Below are 17,521 nucleotides of genomic sequence, written 5' to 3'. Positions count from 1 at the left end.
CAGCCGTGCTGGGGAAAGCGATCTCGACAGTGGCGACGGCGTTGGTGGTGGCAGGGTGCAGTACGCCCCCGCCCCCGCCACCACCGCCGCCGGTCCCGACCGTCCACACACCGGAGCCGGGGACCGTCGAACCGGCGGGTTGTCTCGAAACGGGTGTCACGGTGAAGTCCGGCCCGGTCGAAGCCGCGCTCGGGCACCGGGCGATCGTCGTGACGCTGACCAACTGCGGCACGGCGCCGCGCACGCTCACCGGGTATCCCGAAGTCCGCTTGCTGGACAAGGAAAAGCGGCCGATGGCGGTCGAGGTCGAGCACGGCACGTCCTATATGGCCATCGATCCCGGTGCCGCGCCGCAGACGGTCCAGCCCGGCGGGACGCTGGTGTCGGTGGTCGCGTGGTCGAACACCGTCACGGTGGGTTCGCCGGAAGCGGGCGCCTATGTGACCTTCGCGGCCGCGAAGGGTGATCCTGAGCAGCGGATCACGGTCGACACCGATCTCGGCACGACCGGCAAGCTCACGCTGACGGCCTGGAACCCCGAGCTCAAGCACTGAAGTTTGTGACGAGACCGCACGGCTTTGCGACGGTTCCGCCGCGAGTCCGGGCAAGTGCGACAGAGCGCCCTTACGATCGGTGAGCCTTTCGATCTTGGGGGACCCATGCCGCGCATCCTGCTCGTCGAAGACGACGAAGCCCTGGCCGAAGCGCTCACACTCGCGCTGAAGGCCCTCGGGCACGACGTCGTCGTCGCCCCGACCGGGGAGCGGGCGCTGGAAGTGCTGTTCACCGACCGGCTTGAACTCGACTTCGTGCTGCTCGACGTCATGTTGCCCGGGATGGACGGTTTCGAGGTCTGCCGCCGGATCCGCGCGCGCAGCCGGTTGCCGCTGGTCCTGCTGACCGCCCGCGGCGACCCGATCGACATCGTCGCCGGGCTGGAATGCGGCGCCGACGACTACGTGGTCAAACCCGCCGAACCGCGGGTGATCGACGCGCGGATCAAGGCGATCGGGCGTCGCGCCGTCACCGCTCCCGGGCCGTCGGCCGGTCTGTTGCGGGTGGGGCAGCTGGAGATCGACGCCGCCGCGATGAGCGTGACCCGCGATGGCGTCGAACTGGCGCTCACCGCGACCGAGATCCGGCTGCTCGTCGAGTTCGCGGAGCATCCGAACCAGGTGCTGAGCAGGCAGACGCTGCTGAAACGGGTCTGGGACTACGGCTACGTCGGCGACTCCCGGATCGTCGACGCGGCTGTCGCGCGGCTGCGGGCCAAGGTCGAGGACGATCCGGCGAATCCCGTCGTGCTGAAGACGGTGCGCGGACTCGGTTACCGGCTGGTGAGCGCATGAAGTTCGGGCTCCGTGCCAGGGTGACCGCGGCGGTCGTGGTGGTGACCACGACGGCGACGGCCGTCATGGCCTTCACCGCGGCCAAAATCCAGGAGGACGACGCGCGCGACAGGTTCACCGCCGCGGCGAAAACGTCGTTCGGGGCGATGTTCGGGCAGGCATGGCCCCATCTCCAACAGTTCATGGCCGGCGATATCGCTGCCTTGGAGCACTTCTCCCAGGGCATGGACACGGCGGCGGCGGACTGGATGCTCGTCACCAGCCATCCCCAGCTGACCAACGACGATTTCAAGGCGCCCGAAGGACCTCCCGAGGTCGTCAAGTCCTCCTCACAGAGCTTCGATTGGACGACCGGCACCAGGAACGCGAATCCTCCCGACCGAAGGGCCGCCTTGGAAAGCGTGAAGGACGTGGTCCTCCTGCGGACCACAGGTCCGGGAAAACTGCTGTCGACGATCACGATCGATCCGCTGACCGGCCGCAGCCTCCTCGTGGTGAGCGCGAACTTCGTCGCGTATTGGGTGGTGCAGTACTTCGACCTCACGCTGTTCGAGCAGGACTTGGCGGTCCAGCGGTGGAAGCTGGTGTACATCGCGCTCGGCGTCACCGTCCTCGGTGTGGTGGCCGCCGTCTTCGCCGCGGGCCGGATCCGGCGGCCGGTACTGCGCGTCGCCTCCGCCGCCCGCGAACTGGGTGACGGTGCCTTCGACGTCCGCGTCCCGGTGAAGGGCCGTGACGAGCTCGCCGACCTCGCCGCGTCGTTCAACACGATGGCCGATCGCGTCGGCGCGGCGATCGAAGACCTGCGCGCCAAAGACCGCCAGCAGCAGCGGTTCGTCGCCGACGTCGCCCACGACCTCCGGACCCCGCTCGCCTCGATGGTCGCCACGGTCGACACGCTCGACAGCGCCACCCCCGAGACCCGGACCCGCGCGACCGAACTACTCGGCACGCAGACCCGGCGGCTGGCGCGGCTCCTCGATGATCTGATGGAGATCTCCCGGTTCGACGCGGGGTCCGCGGACTTCCGTCCCGAACCGGTCGAGTTGCCCGCGCTGGTCGAGGACGCGATCGAGGTCAGTGTGCCGGGGACACCCATCCAGGTGACGAGCACCGGGGACACGACCGTCGTCGCCGACCCGCGCCGCGTCCACACCATCGTGGGCAACCTCCTGGTCAACGCCGTCCGGCACGGCCGAACCCCGGTCACCGTGACCGTGGAGGGGACCGACGGCGCGGTGACGATCCGGGTCGCCGATTCCGGGCCGGGGATCCCCGGCGAACTGCTCCCGATCCTGTTCGACCGGTTCGTGCGGGGCGATCACGCGCGTCAAGCGACCGAAGGCAGCGGGCTGGGGCTGTCGATCGCGCGGGAGAACGCCCTGATCCACGGCGGGGAGATCACCGCGCACAACGACCGCGGCGCCGTCTTCACCGTAAGTCTTCCACGGGAGTCACCAGCGTGAACCCGCGTGGCGCGTAGCCGTCGAAGTACGGCATCGGGACGTGCGTGAGGATCAGGAACACCGCGGTCAGCACGGCGACCTGGCGTACCGTCACTTCGCGGCGACCGAGCCAGAGCCACAGCACGACGGCGAAGTCGGTCACCAGCAGGAAGCCCCAGCGGGCGTCGTCCCAGCCGCCGAACGCGAGCAGCGTCGGTGCCACGATCGCGGCGACGGGCAGCATGGCCGCGAGCGTCGGGCGGTGCAGGTACAGGAAGCCGCCGACCACCACGATCGCGATCGGCAGCAGGTACAGCAGGACGTCGGTGATCGAGTACATCCGCCAGCTCTCGGCCTGCGTGCGCCCGAACAGGTCCAGCGCGTCGGCGCGGTAGGCGAAGTCCGTTGTGGACAGTTCCTGCCGGAGCCGGTCGACGGTACCGGGCGCGGCGGGCGGCAGCACGAGGATCAGCAGGCCGAGGCCCGCGGCCGGGGCGAGCAGTGCGCAAGCGCGCCGGAACGGGAACCGCCGCAGCAGGACGAAACCGAACACCGGCAGCACGGTGAGCAAAGCGATTTCGTGCACCGTCACCGAAAGCGCCATCAGCGCGCTCGCGAGCACCGGCCGGTTCCGGTGCAACACCCACAGAGCCCCGAAAAGCAGGAGGTACAGCACCTGGTCGAAGTAGCCGACCTCGTGGAACAAGTAGCCGCCGGTCGGCAGCAGGAGCCAGGCGACGATCAGCAGCCGTCTGCTTTCGGTGCGGCTGCCGAAGAACGCGATCGTCAGGGCCGCCAGCACCGCGCCGAGGACGGCGAAGCTCGCGATCGCGAAGACCAGGTAGTCGTGCCCGAACGGCTTCAGGAGCGTGCCGATGAGAAAACGCCGGTGGAAACCGTCGGTGAGGGAGACCGCCTGCAGGGTCGCCGCCCAGTCCCCCGGCAGCCGGAACCCGGTGTACGCGGCGACACCGACGGCGATCCCGAACAGTGCCGTGAGACTCCGTCGCGGGGTTTTCTCCAGAGCGGGAGCCGGGGCCCGTTCGAGCAAGGTGGTCATGACGCCAAGCTAGGAACGGATCATGCCGTCACGGTGACCGAAGATCACCGGTTCCGCACGGCTTCGCTACATCGTCGTGTAGGTCAGAAAGGCCTTCTCGGAACCGGCGGACACGAACGCGGTCCGTGACTTGGTGGTCATGGGGAGCTCGCAGGAGAGCCACGCGACACCGGTGGGCAGGAGTGCCTTCAGCGGTTCCGGTGCGACCGGAGCACCGGCGTGGCAGTTCTTGCCGGTCATCACCTTCGACACGGCTTCGGGACGCAGCTTCACCACCGCGGACAACCGGAGATCTGTCGGACCGGGCGCCTCGATGCGGCCTTCGGAGACGCCCATCCTCTCCTCGACCCAGGACGCCTCGACGATCTCGCCGACCTCGGGGAACTCCTCGGCGACCGGCGCCGGATCGGTGGACACGACCGGTTCCTTGGGCGGCGGCGGCGAGGTGCAGGCCGCGGTCAGGACGACCGCGGCCGTGATCACCCATGTCTTCCCCACAGTGCGCATGGGGACATCTTCGCTCAGGCGGTGAGCTTCAGGATGTCGATTCCGCGAGTGTTGTCGGCGACGTAGACGTAACCCTTGTGCCAGTACGGCGCCCACGCGGCGGCGTCCGCCGGCCGGAAGTAGGCGATCTGCTTCGGGTCGGTCGGGTCGCTGACGTCGAGGAAGCGCGTGCCCTGCGAGTAGAACGACTGCACGAGGACCTTGCCGCGGACGTCGAAGTAGTGCGCGGAGCAGTCGCCCGACGCCGGGTCGCTGCCTTCCTGTCCGGCCACGCTCCAGGTGCCGACGGACTTGAGCCGGAACGGCTTCTCCGGCGTCGAGCGCCAGCCTTCGCCGTTGTACGAGTTCTGCAGCGACGAGATCGTCAGCACGCCGTCACCCGCGCAGCCGTCGAGGAAGCTCTCCTCGGTGGCGTAGATGAGATCGCGGCCGCGCCAGCGGTTCGAGTCGGCGCCTTCGGCCGAACGGTGTCCCGCCGGATGGAAGCTGTTGTGCATGAACTTCGACGGCGCCGCCGTCTCCTCGACCCCGCCGCCCGCGTAGGGCACCGGTTCGAACGCCGTCGCACGGCGGACCTTGCCCAGCACGGGATCGCGGTGGTGGCCGCTGGTCCAGTAGCCGCGGACGCCGCCCCGGCCGGACACCCACGCCACGCCCTCGGCGTCGACCTGGACGTCGTGCACGTAGTCGGTCTTGCCGTCGTTGCGCGCGAGTTCGATCGGGTTCGGGAACGTCTTGGGGTTGCGCGGATCGCGGATGTCGGTCACCCAGATCGGGCGGCCGCCCCAGTCCGCCGGCTGGTTCGCGGCCTTCGCCGGGCCGCCGGTCCAGAGGTACCGGCAGTCGTCGACACAGCTGGTGGTGTGCCCGGCGGGCACCTTGGTGTAGCTCAGGAGGGCCGGTTTGTCCGGGTTCTTCAGGTCGATGATGTAGATGCCGGACTCGCCGGTCTGGGTGGTGCCGCCGTAGGCCCGCGGGTCCCGCGCGAGGAACACCAGCTTGCGTTTGACGTCGACCTCGGTGTCCTCGGTTTCCCACAGACCGGGAAGGCTGACCTCGCCGATCAGCTTCGGCGCCGTCGGATTCTTCGTGAGGTCGTAGACCTTCAGGCCGAATTCGCCGGAAACGGCCATGACGTCGCGGTTTCCGTACTGCAGGAAGCCCATGGCGATGGCGCCCTGCGCGTCGGGCACGTTGCCGACGGACTTGACGTTCTTCACCGCGCCGGGTGCCCCCGCGACCCGGACCTTCTCACTCGCCGGTTTGTCCTCCTCGCCGCAAGCGGCGGCGGGCAGGCCCGTGGCGATCAGGGTCACCGTGACCGTGGTGATCGCCAGGCATGAACGGAGCAACCAGTTTCCTCGCACAGAAACCTCCCAGGCTGATCCCCACACCTTATGATCACCACTTTGCCCGCACAACCGCCATTGGTCGGGGCAAGACTGCTATGACATGACCATGCGCTTGCGTCTTCTGGCACCGCTCCTCGCCGCCGCCCTGCTCGCGGCGGGCTGCTCGGAATCCGGCGAACCGCCCGCACCGGACGTTCTCCGCGTCGGCCTGGCCGCCCCGGCGACCCTCCTGCCCGCCGACGTCCGCGACCAGTCCGGGCGGATGCTCGCCGGTGCACTGTGGACGCCGCTGGGCGATTACGACCCCGCGACAGGGAAAACGACCCCGCGGGCGGCCGAGTCGGTCACCAGCGCCGACCGGACGACCTGGACGGTCAAGCTCAAGGACGGCGGGCAGTTCCACGACGGCACCCCGGTGACGTCGCAGTCCTATGTGGACACCTGGAAGGCGATCGGCCAGGAGAACTGGCAGGCGTCACGCGTGGTCAAGGATCTCTTGCGGGCCAAGGAGATCACCGCGCCCGACCCGTTGACGATCAAGCTCGTCCTCGACCGCCCGTCCGGGCAGGTCCCGGCGCTGCTCTCGTCGCCCGCGCTGGTCCCGCTCCCCGGATCGGTGCTGGCTTCGCGCGATTGGGCGGGATTCACCCGGCACCCCGTCGGCAACGGGCCTTTCCGCTTGGACGGGGACTGGCAGCCCTCGGGCGGCAAACTCGTCCGCGTGACGGACGCGGCGGGCAAGGCACGCGTGATCGAGCTGAAGACCGGGGACGCGGCGGCGCAGTACGACGAGGTCAAGGCGGGGAAGCTCGATCTCTCCACGGCGGTCCCCGGCGATCGCCACGAGGCCATGCACACGGATTTCGCGCAGCGGCACGTGATGTGGGCGCTGCCCAGCGCCGCCTACCTCGGTTTCCCCTTGACCGCTGCACACTTCTCGGACGCGACCGTCCGGCACGGCTTCGCGCTCGCGAGCGACCGCGCCGCGCTGGAGGCGGGCGTTCTCGGCAAGCAGGTGGACCCGGCGAAGTCGCTCCTGCCGCCCGCCGTCGCCCCCGGCGAGCGCAGCAGCACTTGCCGCCCCTGCACGTTCGACGCCGGAGCCGGGAAATCCCTGGTGACCCAGGCGGAGTTCCCCGCCGGTACGCCAGTCCACTTCGGACAGTCTACGGCGAACTGGCTGCGCCCGCTGGCGGAACAGGTCACCAAGGCCGTCGGTGTCCCGCTCGCCCCGGAGCCCGGCCAAGGCCCGTTCGCGATCGAGCTGAACCTGATGACGCCGAGCCCGCAGGAGGTGCTGTCCGAAATCGTGAAGGCCACCGGCTACTCCAGCGACGGGTTCGCCGACCTGCTGAAATCGGCAGAGGAGACCGAATCCGCCGAAAGCGGCGAGGTCTACCGGCTGGTGGAGAACCAATTGCTGCGGGATCTCCCGGTCGCCCCGCTGTGGTCCGGACACGGGCACGCCGTCTGGGCGGACCGGGTGGGTGAAGTGAAGGCGACGCCATTCGGGGGCGTGGACCTGTCAGCGGCTTCCGTGCGGTGACCCGAGCGTGCACTCCCCCGCGACGACGTCGATGAAGGCCGAGGTCAGCGGGTCGGGCGTGCTCCGGCAGTAGGCGGCGAGTGTGCGCCGGATCGCCGGTTCGGGCCGCAGGACACGGCCGTGAAAGCCCGCGGGCAGCACGTTGGCCGGGACGAGCGCGGGACCGAGGCCCGCCGCGGCGAGCACCGGGGCCGCCGCGCTCTGTTCGGTCCGGACGGCGGCCCTCGGCTGGAACCCGGCCGCGGCGCACGCCTGGTCGACGAGATCGGCCAGGCCGTTGCCCGGCGCGTAATGCACCCACGCGCAGTCGGCGAGGGTCGCGAGGTCGACGACGCCGGTGCCGTCGTCCTCACGCGGCCCGTCGATCGGCAGGACGACGACGAACTCCTCGGTGCCGATCTCGCGCACCGGCCCGTCCCAGCCCGGCGGGACCGGGCCGACCGCGACGTCGGCCTCTCCCGCCGCCATGGCATCCCGGAGCTCGTCCGCGTGCCGGAACTCCACCAGCCGGACGTCGACCTCCGGCCGCTCCCGGCGCCATACGCGCAACGCCGCGGGCAGGACACCCAGGCCGACCGAGTAGACCGTGGCGATCTGCAGTTCCCCGGCTTCCAGCCCGGACGCCTGCCGGGCCGCGCACCGCGCGCGTTCGGCGTCGGCGAGGGTGGCGCGGGCGTGCGGCAGCATGGCGCGGCCCATCGGCGTGAGCCGGACGCTGCGCGGCAGACGTTCGAGCAGCGGGCCGCCGACGCCCTTCTCCAGCGCGCGCATCTGGTGCGACAGCGCGGGCTGTGTCACGTGCAGCAGTTCCGCGGCGCGGGTGAAGGAGCCGGTGTCGACGACGGTCACCAGGTACTCGAGCTGCCGCAGGCTGGTCATGAACGCAGCTTATCGGAGCGGTGATATCTATGCCTTGGACTTATCCCTGGCGCCGGGCCAGGCTCGGTGACATGAACGAAGAACGCAAGGTCGCCCTGGTCGCCGGAGCCAACGGGGTCATCGGCAAGAACCTGATCACCCACCTCGAAACCCAGCCCGGCTGGCGGGTCATCGGCCTGTCGCGGCGCGGCGGCCCGGGCCAGATCGCCGTCGACCTGCTCGACGCGGACGACACCCGCGCGAAGCTCGGCGGACTGGACGACGTCACGCACGTGTTCTACGCGGCTTATGTCGACAAGCCGACTTGGGCCGAACTGGTCCCGCCGAACCTGGCGATGCTGACCAACCTCGTCGACGCGATCGAACCCGCCGCGCCCGGCCTTCGCCATATCAGCCTCATGCAGGGCTACAAGGTCTACGGCGCCCACCTCGGCCCGTTCAAGACCCCGGCGCGCGAGGACGACGCCGGGCACATGCCGCCCGAGTTCAACGTCGACCAGCAGCAATTCCTGGAACGGCGGCAGACCGGGAAGACCTGGACCTGGTCGGCGATCCGGCCGTCGGTGGTCGGCGGAACCGCGCTGGGCAACCCGATGAACCTGGCGCTGGCCATCGCCGTCTACGCGTCGATCTCGAAGGAACTCGGCCTGCCGCTGCGCTTCCCCGGCAAGCCGGGTGCGTACGACAGCCTCCTGGAGATGACCGACGCCGGACTGCTGGCGAAGGCCACCACCTGGGCCGCCGGCTCGGCGAACGAGGCGTACAACATCGCGAACGGCGACCTGTTCCGCTGGAGCGAACTCTGGCCGAAGATCGCCGCGTACTTCGAGCTGGAGGTGGCGCCGCCGCTGCCGATGTCCCTCGACGTCGTCATGGCGGACAAGGAGCAGCTGTGGGACTCCCTCGCGGCCAAGTACGGCCTGGAGGTGCCGTACAGCGCAGTCTCGTCGTCGTGGGGCTTCGCCGACTTCGTGTTCAGCTGGGACTACGACATGTTCGCGGACGGGTCCAAGGCGCGACGGGCCGGTTTCCACGAGTACGCCGAGACGTCGTCGATGTTCTTCCGGCTGTTCGACGAGTTCAAGAAGGCGAAGGTGATCCCTTAACCCCGCCCGATGTACGGCATCGTGGTCGCCGTGATGGTCAGGAACTGGACGTTCGCGTCCAGTGGCAGCCCTGCCATGTACAGCACGGCGTCCGCGACGTGCCGGGCGTCGAAGGTCGGCTCGACCTTGACGCCGCCGTCGGCCTGCGGGATGCCGTCGGCCATCCGCAGCGTCATCTCGGTGGCGGCGTTGCCGATGTCGATCTGTCCACAAGCGACGTTCCAGGCGCGGCCGTCGAGGGAGATCGACTTCGTCAGCCCGGTGACCGCGTGTTTCGTCGCGGTGTAGGCGACGGACGCGGGCCGCGGCGCGTGCGCGGAGATCGACCCGTTGTTGACGATCCGGCCGCCGCGCGGATCCTGCGCCTTCATCAGCCGCACGGCCTGCTGCGCGCACAGGAACATCCCGGTCAGGTTGGTGTCGACGGCGCGTTTCCAGTCCGCGAAGGACAGTTCGTCGACCGTCCCGCCCACCGACACACCCGCGTTGTTCACCAGAAGGTCCAGCCGCCCCCACTCCGCGCGCACCGTCTCGAACAGCGCGGCGACGGAATCGGGGTCGGCGACATCGGTGGACACGGGAAGCGCTTTCGGGTCCCCGCCCGCGGTCTCGGCCAGCGCGTCCGCACGGCGGCCGGCGAGCGCGACCCGGTAGCCGGCGCCGAGTAACGCGCGGGAGATCTCCCTGCCGAGCCCGGAGCCCGCCCCGGTGACGACCGCGGTCCTGCCGTTGTCCATCGATCCTCCTCGCAGACCGTGCCGGACCGATCCGGCTCGGTGATTGTTTTCCGATTACCCGCGTCCGTTCAGGCTAGCGCGCCTCCGCCGAGGGAAAACGTTCACCCGGCGGCCGTCGCGCCTTCATGAAAACCGGTAACCCCTTCACCACATCGCGGCGATTCACCGGATGTGCCCAGGGGGAATTCACACCGTTCACAGGGTCTTCTGAGCGGTGAACAGTGAAGAAGAATCCACGCTTCCAGCTGGTCCAGACCGGCGACGAGACCATCCGATGGCGACTGCTCGGCGGCAACAACGTGTCGCTGGGCTCGGCCCCCGACGACTATCCGCGAGCCGAGGAATGCCTCGTCGCGATCACCTGGCTCAACACACACATAGCCGAGCTGACCAGCGACTTCAGTCATCTCAGCGGGGGTCGATGGCGCTGGCGCCTGCACGCGGGCGACCGGATCGTCGCGATCGCCAGCCATGCCTACGGACGACGTATCGAGGCGCAGCGCGGACTCGACCGGTTCCGGTCGGCCACCACCGAGGCCGCCATCGGCGAAGGGATCGAGACCATAGCCGATTGGCGGCGGAAATACCGCCGCAATTCCGCCGGACATTCACCGAATCCTTTTCCGTGACGGCCGATCACGGAAAGTGCGTTCCCCGGAGATTAACCACCATGACGTCGGGCGGGAACGCGAAGCACCGCGGCAGGACAGTGTTGCGGAGCGAGTATTGGCGGCAGGTCACGGAATCCCGTGACAACTTGGGGACTAGAGAAAGAGTGCAAACAAGATGCGTGCTCGTACCACTCGGTTTCTCGGCGCCACCGCGATCGCCGCGTGTGCCTGCCTCACCCTGACCGGTACCGCCTCGGCGGTCGCCCCGGCCAACGGCCTCGAAGACGTCCTGGCCGCCGCGGGCTCGGACACCACCGTCGACATCACCGGCGCGATCCTGGCCAACGCCAACGGCGCCGCCTGGAACAGCGACCCCGACAACCACGTCAACATCCCGCCGCTGCTCGCTTCGGGCGCGACCTTCACCGTTCCCGGTGACCTGTACGCCGACCAGGTCGTCTACAACACCACGACCAACCTGCCGCCGAACGGCTCGTCCCAGGGCAAGGCCGCGCTCAAGGCTTCGGGCGACGCCGCCGACGGCAAGATCGACATCGCGCGGTCGTCCTCGCCCCGCGGTTCGTCCGACCCCGCGTCGTTCGAGTACTACGCCTTCGCCACCGACGGTGTCACCTGGTCCTCCTCGGCGACCGGCTCGGGCGCGGGCCTGACCCTGTCGCTCGCGCAGCTGCGCGGCATCTACGACGGCTCCATCACCAACTGGAACCAGGTCGGTGGCGCCAACGCCGCCATCATCGTCTACCTGCCCCAGACCGGCTCCGGCACGCTGAGCTTCTTCACCACGACCGTCCTCGGCTTCGACCCCACCACCAAGCCGGTCACCATCAAGCGGTTCCAGGAGCACGACGGCAACTCCATCCCGGCCGCCGACCGCGCCCGGGCGATCGCCCCGTTCTCCATCGCGCAGTGGATCGCGCAGGGCAACACGGTCGTCGCGGACAAGCGTGCGGGCTTCACCGTCAACCCGCTGACCGGCGCCGGCTTCAACGGTTCCCCGGTTTCCGGTTCCGCCGGCAACTACACCCCGGCCTTCACCACGGCGTTCCTCGGTTCGCGCAGCGTCTACAACGTGCTCGACACCCGGACCCCCAGCTACGACCAGGCCCAGCGCGCCGTCGGCTTCGCCGCCGGTGACACGGCCGCGACCGCCAGCCCGCTGTGCGGTGGCAAGCTCGCCACCACCATCAAGCGGTACGGCTTCCTGACCATCTCGGGCCCGAACGGCCTGTCCTGCGTCAAGTCCTGAAGCTCCTGAAACAGCGAAACGGCCCGGTGCGCTCGCGCGCACCGGGCCGTTTTCCTTTGTCCTGCTTACTTGGGGGCGACGCCCAGCGCGGCCAGCGCCGGGCCGGTCATGATCACGCCCGCGCCGGTGACCGGGTCGAAGCCCGGGGCACCGAGGTCGATCGCGGTCGACACCAGGGCGCTCCTGATCTCGGCCGGGGTCGCGGCGGGCTTGCCCTGCTTGAGCAGCGCGGCGATCGCGGCGGCACTCGGCGCGGCGGCGGAGGTCCCGAAGAACGGCTGGAACCCGGTCACCGAGGTCGCGACGCCGTCGGCCGCGGTGATGTCCGGCTTGTTCCGGGTGGCGCCACCGGTCGAGGACACGTTGCCGGGGGTGATCACCGAACCGTCCGGGTTGTAGAACTGGTGACGGCGACCGTCCGAAGTGAACCGCTCCCACTTGCTGGCGCCGGTGAACAGGCCGGGGAACGGACCCGCCGGGTTCGCCGGGTCACCGGTTTCGAGCGCGCGGCCGAAGGCACCGGCGGCCGGGGCGGCCGCGACGCTGAAGGCGTTGACGGCTGCCGAGTGACCTGAGGTGACACCGTTGGTGCTGAAGGCTTTCAGCGAACCCGAGGGGACGAAGCGGCCACGGATGACGTTGAGCGCGATGAACCGGTCGGAGCCGCTGTACTTCACCACGGCGACCTTGAAGCCCGAGCCGCTGGCCGGGACCTGGGCGATCTCGTACGGGTTCTGGGTGCCGTTCTGCGAACCCTCGCTGGAGGCGACGACCGAACCGGACGAGTTCAGGACGAACAGGTCGTAGTCGCTGGTGGCCTTGCCCCACGGGTCGGACCAGAACAGGGTGACGTAGCGGCCGACCGAGTTCGGCGACAGCGCGTTGTACAGCTGGGTCGTACCGCTCGGGTCGAAGTCGTGCGGCGTCCCGGTGATCCCGGAGATCTTGCTGCTGGAGCCGCGGAAGTCGCCTTCGTAGTAGCCGCTGGTGCCGTCGGTCAGGTTGCCCGAGTTCCCCGCGGAGGAGAAGTAGAGCACGCCCGCCGCGGTCACGTCGTTGACGGCCTGCGCGACCGGGCCGTCCTGGAACGGCGACTCGTCGAAGTAGGAGACGTCATCGACGATGATCGTGCACTTGCCGGTGGTCCGCAGGGCGCGGATGTTGTCGGCGAAGCTCTGCTCGCTGGTGAACGCGGTCGCGAAACCGAGCGCGGCGCCGGGAGCCATGTCGTGGATGATCTCGAGCATCGCGGTGCCCTCGTCACCGCTGCCCGCCTGACCGGGGAGAACGTCGACGGCGGGCAGCTCGCCCGCGGTCTGGGACGCCTGGAGCGACTTGATGCCGTCCGAGAGGACGCAGACCTTCTGGCCCGCGCCGTTGACGCCGTACTTGGTGCGGGCGGTGTCGTTGCCGTGTGCCTTGTCGCCCTCGGCGACCTGCAGCGCGGCGGCGGCCTGCGTGGCCGTGGCCTTGCGGCGCTCCTGCGGCGCGGACTCGTTCCAGGTCATCGCCTGGGAGGCGGCCTTGACCTCGGCGACGTCCCCGCGTCCGGCGATCGCGTCGACCGCGCCGAGCGGGAGGTCGGCGCGGATCGCACCGGCGGGCGAGGCGTAGCGGACGGTGCCGCCCGCGGCCTTGACGGCGTCCACCAGGGACTGTCCGGCGCCCTTGATGTCCACCGCGACGGTGCCGGCGTTGCTCACGCCCAGTCCGGTGCGGTACTCGGGCAGCTTGCCCGCCAGGCCCTTGTCGGCGCGGAGGCGCTTCTCGACGACGAGCTGGCTCGACTGCTTGCGCTCAGCGGGGGTGAGGCTGTTCTTGATGCTCTGCAGCGCGCTGATCCCGGCCTGCGTGCGAGCCTCCTCGGACGGCTGGGCACCGGAAACCGCGGTCGACAGCAGCAAAGCACCGACCGCGACCGGAACCGAGCATGTGACCACCCGGCTGAATCTGCTCATCGAACTCTCCCTGTTTTCACGAAACATCCCGTAACAGGAATCCCTTCGGCCGCCCGAATGGATTACCCCTGACCGGGTGTAATGGGGAGAATCTAAAGAGCTATCAGTGAGGAGTCCACCGACCAAAGTCGGTATCGGGCGAAGATCCACATCGTGAGAGGGATTTCAAGTCCGAAAAGACCGAAATCCCTCTCAGGACCTAAGCCCAGGCCGGAAAGAGTCGCCAAAGCGCCAAAGCCGCCAACGACGCCAGGGTGAGCAGGACCGGCCCGGTGATGACGTAGGTGGAAACGGGTCGCCACCGGCGATAGAGGAACGTCGCCCCGGCCGCGGCCGCCACGAAACCGCCGAAAGCCAGCACGAGCCCGGCCCACGCGTCACCGTCCCCGGTCCGGCCGTCCTGCGCGTCCGCCTTGCCGTTCTGCGGGGTCGGCCGGAACGGCCTGCCCTCCAGCACCGCCGTCACCACGGTCGCCTCTTCCGAGGCCAACGGCCACCAGGACGCCGACGTCACCAGGGTCAGCCGGTCGTTCTCGGTCTTGCCGTAGTCGGCCCCCTCGTCGAGCGGGCGGGTCGCCTTTCCGGTCACGCGGTAGACGGACTTGCCCTGAGTCGTCGCGACGACGATCTCGTCTCCGGATTCGAGGGCGTCCAGTGAACCGAACGGACCGCCGTACCCCGCGTTGCGCGCCGCGATCGCGGCGTTGCCCGGCTGCCCCAGCCCGGCGGTTCCCGGCACATGACCAGGCCCGGAAGCGGTTTCGCCGCTCGACGCGCCTTCGATGACGACCTGCTGCAACTTCAGCGAGGGAATCTCCAGGACGGCGACGGGCTTGCCGAACTCGACCGGTTTGGCGGGCGGGCCGGCGCCGAACAGGCTTTGGCTGGCACCCAGCGCCAACGCGATCTCGCCGCGGATCTCCCCCAGTGCCTTCCGCTGGTCGCTCGACTGCAGCATCGGCCCCAGCGCGTAGACGACCAGTGCCAGCGCCACCAGCGTGGTGACCAGCCAGGCGAAGACGACGGCGCCGATCCAGCCGGGACCGAAGCTCAGGAACCGGGTCTCCGGTTCCGGCGCGGGCGGCTGCTCAGGCGCCGCGTGCCTGCCTTCGACGGAGGTGCTCACGCCGTCTCACCGGCCGATTTACGCCGCAGGAGACCGAAGAGCATGGCGAACGCGGCACCGATCTCGGCCAGCGCCACGACCAGCCACCGCGGCACCGGGCGCCCGGCGGCGACGTACGCCGTCGCGGACGGCAGCGTCGCGAGGATCACCAGGGCCACCAGCGGGATGAGGGCGCCCAGCACCCCCGCCCCCGCGAACTTCGGGATGTCGATCGACTCGGCGAGGTTCTTGGCCGCCAGCACGCTTTCCGGGGTGGGCGCGGCCGCGGGAGCGGGCCCCGTGGCGGCGGCCGTCCCCGACGTCCCGGCCGTCGAACCCAGCCCTCCGGAGGGACCGGTCGACGAAGAGTTGGCGGCAGGCGTGGCACCGTTTCCGCCAGCCGCGGGAGGATTCTTCGCTTCTTCCCGTTCCTGACAGGCATCTTTGACCGTCCCGGTGCCGATCTTCGCCGCCCGCACGGGAGCGGCGGCGGCCAGACCCGGACTCAACGGGGTCATCCCCGGCGGAAGCAATGCCTGCCCGTAGCCGCTCGCCATCTCGGCGACCGCCTTCAGCTGCGCCTGCTTCGCGGTCATCGGCTTGCAGGTCGCGTCGATCAGCGGATTGACCGGCGCCGCCAGGTACTCCACGAAGGTCAGCGGGTACGCGCCGTCCTTGGTCACGGTTCCGGGCTGCACCGTCCCGTCCGCCCCGACCTGCATCGAATCCGCCGCCAGCTGCAGGCTTTCCTTGGTCGGTGCGACGAAGTTCCCCTTGCCGTCCGGAAGCGCGACCGGCGCCCAGCCGTAGGCCCGCGCGGTCGCGAGGTCGGTGATCACCCAGCTCATGCACCCGCCGGTGCAGACGAACCCCGTGCCGACGACGCCGTTCTGCACGGTCTTGCGCACGGCGAGCTGACCGGTCTTCGCGTCGACGTTGTGCAAGGAGCGGGCGCCGGGGTCGAGCACGTTCAGATCGGAGATCACCCCTGGCGACTTCCCGTCCAGCTCACCGAAGTATTCGGTGCCCTTCTTCGGGAACACCCACGCCGTCGGCGCGGCCCCGGAGAGGACCTTGCTCAACGCGAGCGGCACGGTGCCCGGTCCGGATTCCCCGGTCACCCCGAAGAAGTCCAGGCTCTCGGCGCCGGCCCGGGCGCTGGCCGCGTTCGCCTCGTTCTCCCTCGTCACCGCCGCGAGCCCGGGGTTGCGGCCGACCAGCGCGGAGCCGTTCCTGAAGATGCCGCCCCGGCCGTCCAGATCGGGTTGCTGGCCGCCCTTGGTGACCATGTTCGCCAGTTCGTCGTGGGTGAACCGCAGGGTGCCGTTGAACTTCGCGTTGAGCGAATTGCCGTTGTCGTCGCTGTCGGTCGGCGACCAGCCGACCGCGGCCACGACCGCCGCGTTGATCCCGACCGGGATGTACTGCCGGTCGCGCACGGCCTGGCTGGCGAGCGCGCCCCCGCTGCCGGTGATCACGAGGTCGGAGGTGCCCTTGTCGAACGCGGTCAGCCCGGCGTTCTCCGTCTCGCTCACGATGTTCGCCGGCTGCTCGGCCTGGGTGGGCGCGCAGAGAGCCTGGTTCCACGCGACCGCGGCCCGCCCCAGCCGTTCGGGCATGCTCGCGCTGATCGTGTTCTGACCGGCGCCCTTGCAGCCCTTGACGCCGATCTCCTGCTGCGTCGGCGTGAATTCGATCGAGCTGTCGATCCAGGTCACGAACGCGCCGTCGGCGTTCTTCGCGGTGATCGTGACCGCGACCGAACAGGGATTCTGCTCATCGCACCGGAAGGAATACTTCTTGCGGGTCTTGGCGCCGGTCGCCGGATCGACGACGTCGGGATTGTCCGCCCAGGAAACCGTCGGCGGTTTGTCCGCTTGGCCTTCGGCGTTTTTGTTGAAGGTGGTGTACTGCGGGTCCCAGATAATCGCTTTCGGGGTGGAGGCACCGAGGGGAATCTGGGTGTCGATGACGATATCGCCGGTTCTGCTGCTCCGGCGTCCCGTGGCGCTGTCCATATGCGCCGGATTCGCGATGAACTCGTCCTTCAATTCCCCGCAGTAGGCCTTGACCCGCGCGCTGACGGTGTTGTCCCGCGCCCACGGCGGTTTACCGGCGACCTTGATCAGGTTGTCCGGCAGGACCTTGGGGCAGACTTTCAGGGACGCCTGGGCACCACTCGCCAATCCCGACACCGTGATCCGCACCGGGTCGCCGTTGCGGGCCGCCGACAGCTCCGCGGGCTCGGTCTTGAGCGTGTAGGACGGGTTTGCCGGCGCTTGCGCCTGTGCCGCGGGGACGGACACTCCCGTGACCATCAGCACCCCGCAGATCAGCAAGATCCCGACTTGTCTCGCACGGACGAAGAACACGGACGACTCCCAAGGTGCGCGGGCATACGGCGGAGAGCGGGACTCGTTCACGAACCTCGCCGAAACCAACGTCCCCGAGTCGCCCATTCGGGGTCAACCGTCCCCGGACCCGCCCCGGCACAGATTCACACGCGCCCCGTCGGGCGTTCTCCGCGTGGACACCTTTCGCGGTATCGGGCACCACATACTGGCCGCATCGAGGGGCGACGTGGTGTGCCCTCATTTCC

At 69.3% G+C, this 17,521-nt stretch carries 15 protein-coding genes; 7 read left to right on the top strand and 8 right to left on the bottom strand.

What is annotated here, in order from left to right; translation table 11 throughout:
- Positions 1 to 5: 5 nt before the first annotated feature.
- The 3 genes from ACLJPX_RS31135 (at position 6) to ACLJPX_RS31125 (ending at position 2,815) form a co-directional block, all read left to right on the top strand.
- Complete coding sequence (locus ACLJPX_RS31135; protein ID WP_410604050.1) at positions 6 to 554, top strand: DUF4232 domain-containing protein; 549 nt, start codon at positions 6 to 8, stop codon at positions 552 to 554.
- Positions 555 to 659: 105 nt separating this feature from the next.
- Entirely contained in the window at positions 660 to 1,349 is a 690-nt protein-coding gene (locus tag ACLJPX_RS31130) for a response regulator (RefSeq protein ID WP_410604049.1), read from the top strand.
- Positions 1,346 to 2,815, top strand: coding sequence for a sensor histidine kinase (locus tag ACLJPX_RS31125; protein WP_410604048.1), 1,470 nt, complete (start codon positions 1,346 to 1,348; stop codon positions 2,813 to 2,815). The genes ACLJPX_RS31130 and ACLJPX_RS31125 overlap by 4 nt, the downstream gene beginning before the upstream one ends.
- Here the strand turns inward: ACLJPX_RS31125 and ACLJPX_RS31120 are convergent.
- The 3 genes from ACLJPX_RS31120 to ACLJPX_RS31110 all read right to left on the bottom strand — a co-directional run bounded on the left by ACLJPX_RS31120 (position 2,781) and on the right by ACLJPX_RS31110 (position 5,713).
- Positions 2,781 to 3,854, bottom strand: coding sequence for a hypothetical protein (locus tag ACLJPX_RS31120; protein ID WP_410604047.1), 1,074 nt, complete (start codon positions 3,852 to 3,854; stop codon positions 2,781 to 2,783). The genes ACLJPX_RS31125 and ACLJPX_RS31120 overlap by 35 nt on opposite strands.
- A 66-nt stretch (positions 3,855 to 3,920) precedes the next feature.
- On the bottom strand, positions 3,921 to 4,361 hold the full coding sequence (locus tag ACLJPX_RS31115) for a hypothetical protein (protein WP_410604046.1): 441 nt from the start codon (positions 4,359 to 4,361) through the stop codon (positions 3,921 to 3,923).
- A 14-nt stretch (positions 4,362 to 4,375) separates the two neighbouring features.
- A complete protein-coding gene (locus tag ACLJPX_RS31110) occupies positions 4,376 to 5,713 on the bottom strand; it encodes an LVIVD repeat-containing protein (RefSeq protein WP_410604045.1) in 1,338 nt (445 codons plus the stop codon).
- 100 nt (positions 5,714 to 5,813) lie between these two features.
- Between ACLJPX_RS31110 and ACLJPX_RS31105 the strand changes: the two genes are divergently transcribed.
- Positions 5,814 to 7,259, top strand: a complete 1,446-nt coding sequence (locus ACLJPX_RS31105) for an ABC transporter substrate-binding protein (protein WP_410604044.1) — start codon at positions 5,814 to 5,816, stop codon at positions 7,257 to 7,259.
- On the opposite strand, the gene ACLJPX_RS31100 is transcribed toward ACLJPX_RS31105, so the two are convergent.
- Positions 7,239 to 8,138, bottom strand: a complete 900-nt coding sequence (locus tag ACLJPX_RS31100) for a LysR family transcriptional regulator (protein ID WP_410604043.1) — start codon at positions 8,136 to 8,138, stop codon at positions 7,239 to 7,241. The genes ACLJPX_RS31105 and ACLJPX_RS31100 overlap by 21 nt on opposite strands.
- 71 nt (positions 8,139 to 8,209) lie before the next feature.
- Between ACLJPX_RS31100 and ACLJPX_RS31095 the strand changes: the two genes are divergently transcribed.
- The gene (locus ACLJPX_RS31095) at positions 8,210 to 9,244 is read left to right on the top strand and encodes an SDR family oxidoreductase (RefSeq protein ID WP_410604042.1); all 1,035 of its coding nucleotides are present in this window, start codon (positions 8,210 to 8,212) and stop codon (positions 9,242 to 9,244) included.
- On the opposite strand, the gene ACLJPX_RS31090 is transcribed toward ACLJPX_RS31095, so the two are convergent.
- Positions 9,241 to 9,981, bottom strand: coding sequence for an SDR family oxidoreductase (locus ACLJPX_RS31090; protein WP_410604041.1), 741 nt, complete (start codon positions 9,979 to 9,981; stop codon positions 9,241 to 9,243). The two genes, ACLJPX_RS31095 and ACLJPX_RS31090, sit on opposite strands and share 4 nt — an antisense overlap.
- A gap of 221 nt (positions 9,982 to 10,202) precedes the next feature.
- On the opposite strand from ACLJPX_RS31090, the gene ACLJPX_RS31085 reads away from it, so the two are divergent.
- Both ACLJPX_RS31085 and ACLJPX_RS31080 read left to right on the top strand, forming a co-directional pair.
- A complete protein-coding gene (locus tag ACLJPX_RS31085; RefSeq protein WP_101605845.1) occupies positions 10,203 to 10,610 on the top strand; it encodes a DUF1508 domain-containing protein in 408 nt (135 codons plus the stop codon).
- A gap of 157 nt (positions 10,611 to 10,767) precedes the next feature.
- Positions 10,768 to 11,859 (top strand): substrate-binding domain-containing protein, encoded by a 1,092-nt coding sequence (locus ACLJPX_RS31080; RefSeq protein WP_410604040.1) that lies wholly within the window; start codon positions 10,768 to 10,770, stop codon positions 11,857 to 11,859.
- Positions 11,860 to 11,924: 65 nt separating this feature from the next.
- Here the strand turns inward: ACLJPX_RS31080 and ACLJPX_RS31075 are convergent, their stop codons facing one another.
- From ACLJPX_RS31075 to ACLJPX_RS31065, 3 genes are all read right to left on the bottom strand, one after another.
- Entirely contained in the window at positions 11,925 to 13,817 is a 1,893-nt protein-coding gene (locus ACLJPX_RS31075) for a S8 family serine peptidase (protein ID WP_410604039.1), read from the bottom strand.
- A gap of 199 nt (positions 13,818 to 14,016) precedes the next feature.
- On the bottom strand, positions 14,017 to 14,943 hold the full coding sequence (locus tag ACLJPX_RS31070) for a sortase (RefSeq protein ID WP_369862503.1): 927 nt from the start codon (positions 14,941 to 14,943) through the stop codon (positions 14,017 to 14,019).
- Positions 14,940 to 17,294, bottom strand: coding sequence for a hypothetical protein (locus tag ACLJPX_RS31065; protein WP_410604038.1), 2,355 nt, complete (start codon positions 17,292 to 17,294; stop codon positions 14,940 to 14,942). Before ACLJPX_RS31065 ends, ACLJPX_RS31070 begins: the two co-directional genes overlap by 4 nt.
- Between the last annotated feature and the right edge of the window lie 227 nt (positions 17,295 to 17,521).

The sequence above is a fragment of the Amycolatopsis sp. lyj-90 genome, assembly GCF_046549035.1.
Taxonomy (GTDB): Bacteria; Actinomycetota; Actinomycetes; order Mycobacteriales; family Pseudonocardiaceae; genus Amycolatopsis.
Note: the sequence above shows the minus strand (reverse complement) of the source record. Positions and strands in the feature narration are given on the sequence as shown.

Coding starts and splice junctions, on each gene's coding strand:
- ACLJPX_RS31115 (WP_410604046.1), bottom strand. CDS start 4,361: ATGCGCACTGTGGGGAAGACATGGGTGATCACGGCCGCGGTCGTCCTG.
- ACLJPX_RS31130 (WP_410604049.1), top strand. CDS start 660: ATGCCGCGCATCCTGCTCGTCGAAGACGACGAAGCCCTGGCCGAAGCG.
- ACLJPX_RS31090 (WP_410604041.1), bottom strand. CDS start 9,981: ATGGACAACGGCAGGACCGCGGTCGTCACCGGGGCGGGCTCCGGGCTC.
- ACLJPX_RS31125 (WP_410604048.1), top strand. CDS start 1,346: ATGAAGTTCGGGCTCCGTGCCAGGGTGACCGCGGCGGTCGTGGTGGTG.
- ACLJPX_RS31095 (WP_410604042.1), top strand. CDS start 8,210: ATGAACGAAGAACGCAAGGTCGCCCTGGTCGCCGGAGCCAACGGGGTC.
- ACLJPX_RS31100 (WP_410604043.1), bottom strand. CDS start 8,138: ATGACCAGCCTGCGGCAGCTCGAGTACCTGGTGACCGTCGTCGACACC.
- ACLJPX_RS31080 (WP_410604040.1), top strand. CDS start 10,768: ATGCGTGCTCGTACCACTCGGTTTCTCGGCGCCACCGCGATCGCCGCG.
- ACLJPX_RS31120 (WP_410604047.1), bottom strand. CDS start 3,854: ATGACCACCTTGCTCGAACGGGCCCCGGCTCCCGCTCTGGAGAAAACC.
- ACLJPX_RS31105 (WP_410604044.1), top strand. CDS start 5,814: ATGACCATGCGCTTGCGTCTTCTGGCACCGCTCCTCGCCGCCGCCCTG.
- ACLJPX_RS31075 (WP_410604039.1), bottom strand. CDS start 13,817: ATGAGCAGATTCAGCCGGGTGGTCACATGCTCGGTTCCGGTCGCGGTC.